Below are 5,727 nucleotides of genomic sequence, written 5' to 3'. Positions count from 1 at the left end.
GTGCTGAAGGGATCGCTCGTGCTGGCGACGATCAAGCTCGGGAAGCGCAAGGCGCCCTCCGGAACGCCACCGAACCCTGCCGCCGCTGGCGGGAACGAGGACGACTGCGGATCGGGTACCGCCACCAGGAAGGCTCCCGCAATCTCCCGGCGCGAGATCGTGCTCCAGTGGGCGACGAGCAAGCATGCCAGGCTGTGCGCAACCAGGACCGGCGGCGCAGGCGACGAAGCGACCGCCTTGTCGAGTGCAGACACCCAGTCATCCAGCGCGGGCTGATCCCAGCTCGCGGGCTGGAAGCGGCGCAGCTGAGGCCGCCTGCGCTCCCACAAGCTCTGCCAATGCGCCTCGCCTGACCCACCGATGCCCGGCAGGACCACAACATTCTCCATCGATGCCTCCGTTTCCGATGCGCCCAGTCTGCGGCGAGGTGCATCGGCCTGGAATGGCAAACCATCGGAAAATGGACCGTCGAACCGATGGATTCAAGGTGCCATGGCCCACAGTCAACCAGCGAGCCTGGATGCGACGGACATCAAGATCGTGACGCTTCTCGAGGAGGACGGAAGGCTCGCCGTCAGCGAACTCGGACGACGCATCGGCCTGTCGCAGCCCGCGACATCGGAGCGCCTCAAGCGCCTGGAAGAGCGAGGCGTGATCGAGGGCTACCGAGCGACCGTCAATCCCGAACGACTCGGGCTCGGCTTGATGGCGATCATCCGCGTGCGGACCACCCACGAACACATCAAGTCGTGCCTGAAGCAGTTTGCGCTGATGCCCGAGGTCATCGAGGTGTACCGGCTGACGGGCGAGGACTGCTTTCACCTGAAGGTCGTCATCCCCTCGGCGTCGCAACTGGAGCGGATCGTCGACGCTGTCGCGCGCTACGGGTCCGTCACCACGTCCCTCGTCTTGCGTTCCGAGCGCCCGAAGCCTGTCAGCACGGCGCTGGGGAAATCGGCAGGCTGAACGGTCTGGTGTGTCGCCGCAGGACGAACGGCCAAGCAAACCGGTCGCAGGGCCATGGCCCGACGACGCGTCGGTGAGCAAACTGGATGCTTGCGTTCACGAAAGGCACCCTGTGGAAATCTGCTGGAAGCGCATGCGCGCTGCGCTCATCGGTATCGCGGCGCTCGGCTTGGCGATCGGAGCCACGCAAGCCCAGGACAAGGAGAGCGCCTCCACGCCATCCGTCGCGGCGTCCGCCGACTTGCCGGCATGGGTGCGCCGCGGACTACCAGGCCCGGGCCACGCCACGCTCGCGCCCCTGGCAGGCAGCTGGCGCGTGCAGATGGGCATCTACGCGACCCTCGGCCGCAGTGCCGATGCACCGCCGATCACCTCCGACGACATCGTCACACGTCGCCAATGGGTGGCCGGCGGCCGCTACCTCGAGGACACGACCGAGGGCACGCTTGCAAAGTCGCACTACTGGCGTCGCGGCTGGCTGGGCTACGACAACATGGCCGCGCGCTACGAGTGGGTCACGATCGACGAAACGAACGCCGGGATGATGCGTTACGCCAGCAGCACCGGATCGGGGCCGCAGACACGCATTGACCTGTTCGGCAGCTTCGTCGACCAAGGCGTTGCGGGTGAAGCCTTCGTCGGCAAGACGGTCCCGATGCGCACGCTGATACGCATCGAAGRCCCGGACCGCCACGTCATCGAGCTCTACTTCACGCCACCAGGAAAAGCGGAGGCGCTCGCCACCCGCGCGATCTACACGCGAACCGGCCCGTGACCCCGGGGGCCTGATGGAGGCGCCGCAAGCGCAAACTCCCCAGCCATGAGCTCCTCCCGACCCGACCTCGATCTGCTGAGCCCCGTTCTTCAGGATCTGCGGCTGGTGCGCGCGTCGTACTGCCGCACTGACATGACGGCGCCGTGGGGCGTCCAGATCCCGCGTCAGGACGGCGTGTGTTTCCACTTCGTGGTCGACGGCGAGTGCTGGCTGAGGCTGCCGTCGCATGAGCCCTTCCGGATCGGCCCCGGCGACGTGGCATTGCTGCCGCGAGGCACGGGCCACGCGATCGCCGACGCGCCCACCACGCAGGCCCGGCCGCTCGCGGAGTTCGAGCAGGATTCGATCGGCCCGACCACGCACAACATGCGCGCCGGTGGTGGCGGTGCGCGCTCGCTGATTGTCTGCTGCGCGCTCGAGTTCGACGAGCCGGCCGTGCATCCGCTCACTCAACTGATGCCCGAGGTGCTGGTGCTGCGGCGTGCCGACGCGAACGACCCGGCGCTGCCCACGCTGTTGTCCCTGATGGCGGCCGAGGTGGCCGCACAGCGTGTTGGCGCCGCGACCATGATGGCGCGGCTCGCCGATGCGGTGGTGACGGCCATGGTGCGCGGCTGGGCCGAGACTCACGCCGCAGAGCTGAAGGGATGGCTGGCGGGTGCGCGGGACGCACCGATTGGCCGGGCGCTGGCGGCGATCCATCAACAGCCGGGTCATTTCTGGTCGGTGGTGGCGTTGGCGAAGATCGCCGGCCTGTCGCGTTCGGTCTTCACGGAACGCTTCACCACCGCCGTGGGCCTGTCGCCGGCACGCTATCTCGCGCACTGGCGCATGCACGTGGCCGGCGCATGGCTGCGTCATGGCAGATCGACTGTCGCGGACATCGCCCAGCGCCTGGGCTACGAGTCCGAAGCCTCTTTCAGCCGCGCCTTCAAGCGCCTGTTCGGCGTGCCGCCGGGAACGCTGCGCTCGCAAGTCGACCGACCATGACGCCCGCATGGACGGGGCCCGCAGCGGTGCGGGGAGCTTTGACCTGCGGGGTCAGAGCGCGAGACTCCGCAGCAAGTAGCTGGCGAGAAGTGCGGCGACCGCCACGGCCGCGACGACATACCAGATGCGACCGCCCGATGTGGAGACTTCGCCCGGTGCGCCTGTGCCCGCCTTCGATTCAGGAAGTGGGTTCACCGCAGAAGCGATGACGGCGTGCGAACGGTTTCCATCGTGGTATCCATCGATGACATCCTTCGATTCCATCAGCCCGAGCCCGGTTGCCTCGCGCAGCAACTTGACGGCCTCGAGCTTGTTGCCGGCCCGCAGCGCAGCGAGCACATGGGGAGGAAGCGGATTCGGGGTGACAGTCATCGAGTTCTTTTCGGTGTGAGCAGTGTCACCAGCAGAGGCAGCAACGCCAAGGTGAACAGGGTGCACAGACAGGCGACCCACAGCGGATGGTCGTCCGGGTTGCCCAGGGCGAAGTACTTGAGCGCCGAGTAGCCCAGGGCCAGCACCATCAGCAACGTGATGCCCGGCAACAGAAAGCGGAACAGGAACGCCATGCCGAAGGCCGCCACGCCTTTCATCGGATGGCCCAATGCGTACCAGACCGTGGCCCACATACAGTAGCCGAGGATGAACAGCATGACGCTCGCCCCGAGCCACAGGCCCACGCTGCGGGCGCTGAGCTCGGCGGCCACCCGGTCCCCCGGGGCATACACCACCGTCAACGCTGCCCCTTCGAGGGGAACCTCGGTCGATGCCACCGAGCTCGGCAACTCCAGCGGCTCACCATCGGGACCCACGAACCGCACCTGGGCGGTGTGCATCAAGCGCTGCCGGGTGACCGTGCGGTCCCTGGAGTCTTTTTCCTGATAGTCGCGGTACTCGGAGGTGTGCCCCACCACGGTCGCGCTGTACCTGGGTTTGGTGGCAAGGGAGTAAAGCGCCTGGCTGGTCCAATAGCTAAAGGGCACGAACAAGGCAATCAACGCAAAGATGATGGCCACCACCAGCACGTTGGTCCCCGCCCCGGGTCGCAGGCGCCGCGAGACGCGCCGCCCCACCCAGACCGAGGCACCCAGAAACACCGCGCTGCTGGCAAGCAGGATCTGGCCCGCAGTTGTCAACGCCATGGGCCAGGCTCCGAATGTGATGCACGGAAAGCAAGAGAGGCATGGGTGCCGGAATCGATGGGATGAGCTTGGTCATTCATGGTCGGGCCAGTCTACGGTCTTGGTGCTGCGAGCAGGCCTGCTGCAGAGCGAAATGCAGTTGGTGCGCCACTTATGATGCGGCCTTTGATTCAGGCGGCCGTGCATGTCCTCAACTTCTTCCTCCGCGCCATCCCTGGTGCGCACCGGCGCCAAAGCGGGTGTGGCGTTTGCCAGCTCTGTCGCAATGGGTAGCTTGCTGGCTTTGCTGCTGGGTGGTGGCGTGTTCTTCTTCTACGTGAGCCGGCTGTCAGGCCCAGGCATGCCAGCCGGGGCGCACGCGGGCGGCGCCGGCGCCATCCTTGCCTTGCTGTTTTCGCCGCCATTGCTGGTCGGCATGCTGCTGCTGGCCTTCGTGCCGATCTACCTGATGCTGGGCGTGGCGCGTGGCCGCAGCCGGGCCATCCAGCAAGTCGTGATGGGTCATGGAGAAGCTCTGTCGCAACGCCTGACGGACGCGATTGCCGGACGCATCGAAGCCATGCCGCGGACCAAAGGCGCGCTGGAAAAAGTGTCGGAGGTGGTGTCGGCCGATGCCATCAGCCGGCAATTGGCGCCGGTGTTGGGCCAGGGCCGTGCCGTGCGCGGCATGGTCACTTTCGCGGTGAACCGCCTGCCGCTGGCCGACCTGATGGCGCAATGGCAGCAGAGCCGCGCGGCTGAGGCTGCCGTTGTACCCGGAGCGCCTGATCCAGCGTTGCGCGCGCTGCTCGGGCAGCGCATCGGCCAGACGCTGCAGCACGCCGCCACGCCTTCCCGCACCCCGCTCTACATTGCCATGGCCGTCCAGGCGACCCTGCTGGCGGTGGGTCTGTGGCTGACGCATTGACCCTCATCGGCGCGAAACCGTCACGAGCGCCGGCGTGGCCTGGCGTTGCAACTCGTTCAGCATCCCCAGGACCTCGCTCTAGCCGCGAGGAAGCAGCGACGAACGCGATCGCGCCACGAACAGAAGCACGGTTGGCCACACCAGAGCGTTGACGAGGCCGTGCAGGCTTTGCTGCCAGCGCCAATGGCCCAGGTTCCGAAGGTCTTGCTGCATGTTCATGACTTCGCCGAACGCGAGCACGCCCAGGACGACCGACCAGGGAACCAGCGAACCCAGGGGCTTCCTGGTGACCATGGCAGCGGCAAACAGCACCAACAGCCCCACGTGAATGTGCAACGCATCCGAGAACAGGTGCGTGATCCCCACGGCCGCGAGCTTGAGCGCCTCAAAGGTGGTCATTTCCATCGGCCTCGGTGTTCGGAAAAACAAAAATGCCTCGCAGTGCGAGGCGTTGAACGGGCTGATGTGATCAGCGATGTCTGGAGGCGCGGGCCGGAGTCGAACCGACCGACACGGATTTGCAATCACCCGCCCTCCGTGCAAATCAACCACTTACAGCATCGCTACCAAAACCGCTTCGGCGACCTCCCCGGCTTGGCAGCGGTAGTGTATCGCTGCCACAGATCGGGCCTCGTCGCGCACAGTCCGATGGCCTAGCGTTGGCGCAGTCGCGCAGCTCAATCGCGGGAAAAATTTGGGCCCTCCAAGCCGCTCCAGCACTCGCACACAGCAGCGCCTTTCCCATGCCAGTGCGTTGCACCATGCCCAGGTCCAACGATAGCCTGCGGGCGTCCCCGACATCCGCTGGCAACAATCGGCCACTTGCGGTCATACCGACATCACCCTCAGTCAGCTGCTCCACACCGCTCGATGACGTGCTGTGCGACACGCTGGCGGATCACTCCCTGGCGGGCTTGACGAGCAGGCGCTGAGCGCCCGGCCCCTGCGCG

8 protein-coding genes are annotated in these 5,727 nt (G+C 66.4%); 4 read left to right on the top strand and 4 right to left on the bottom strand.

Features of this window, described 5'->3' with window-relative positions:
* The coding region (locus AC1DXV_RS30460; protein ID WP_477937184.1) for an RBBP9/YdeN family alpha/beta hydrolase at positions 1-389 on the bottom strand (389 nt) is incomplete at its 3' end.
* A gap of 103 nt (positions 390-492) precedes the next feature.
* Between AC1DXV_RS30460 and AC1DXV_RS30455 the strand changes: the two genes are divergently transcribed.
* The 3 genes from AC1DXV_RS30455 (at position 493) to AC1DXV_RS30445 (ending at position 2,731) form a co-directional block, all read left to right on the top strand.
* Positions 493-966: an Lrp/AsnC family transcriptional regulator gene (locus AC1DXV_RS30455; RefSeq protein ID WP_477869269.1), complete on the top strand. Its 474-nt coding sequence runs from the start codon at positions 493-495 to the stop codon at positions 964-966.
* A gap of 73 nt (positions 967-1,039) precedes the next feature.
* Positions 1,040-1,741 carry a DUF1579 family protein gene (locus AC1DXV_RS30450; RefSeq protein ID WP_477937182.1) on the top strand — a complete coding sequence of 234 codons (702 nt, stop codon included), beginning with the start codon at positions 1,040-1,042 and terminating at the stop codon, positions 1,739-1,741.
* A 45-nt stretch (positions 1,742-1,786) separates the two neighbouring features.
* Complete coding sequence (locus AC1DXV_RS30445) at positions 1,787-2,731, top strand: AraC family transcriptional regulator (protein WP_477869265.1); 945 nt, start codon at positions 1,787-1,789, stop codon at positions 2,729-2,731.
* A 51-nt stretch (positions 2,732-2,782) separates the two neighbouring features.
* Here the strand turns inward: AC1DXV_RS30445 and AC1DXV_RS30440 are convergent, their stop codons facing one another.
* Positions 2,783-3,103, bottom strand: coding sequence for a ribosomal protein L7/L12 (locus tag AC1DXV_RS30440; RefSeq protein WP_477869263.1), 321 nt, complete (start codon positions 3,101-3,103; stop codon positions 2,783-2,785).
* Complete coding sequence (locus AC1DXV_RS30435) at positions 3,100-3,870, bottom strand: hypothetical protein (RefSeq protein WP_477937180.1); 771 nt, start codon at positions 3,868-3,870, stop codon at positions 3,100-3,102. The genes AC1DXV_RS30440 and AC1DXV_RS30435 overlap by 4 nt, the downstream gene beginning before the upstream one ends.
* Positions 3,871-4,054: 184 nt before the next feature.
* Between AC1DXV_RS30435 and AC1DXV_RS30430 the strand changes: the two genes are divergently transcribed.
* Complete coding sequence (locus tag AC1DXV_RS30430; protein ID WP_477869259.1) at positions 4,055-4,777, top strand: hypothetical protein; 723 nt, start codon at positions 4,055-4,057, stop codon at positions 4,775-4,777.
* Positions 4,778-4,855: 78 nt separating this feature from the next.
* Here the strand turns inward: AC1DXV_RS30430 and AC1DXV_RS30425 are convergent, their stop codons facing one another.
* Positions 4,856-5,182 carry a hypothetical protein gene (locus tag AC1DXV_RS30425; protein ID WP_477937178.1) on the bottom strand — a complete coding sequence of 109 codons (327 nt, stop codon included), beginning with the start codon at positions 5,180-5,182 and terminating at the stop codon, positions 4,856-4,858.
* Positions 5,183-5,727 lie beyond the last annotated feature (545 nt).

This window comes from Rhizobacter sp. P3_C12, assembly GCF_056402735.1.
Note: the sequence above shows the minus strand (reverse complement) of the source record. Positions and strands in the feature narration are given on the sequence as shown.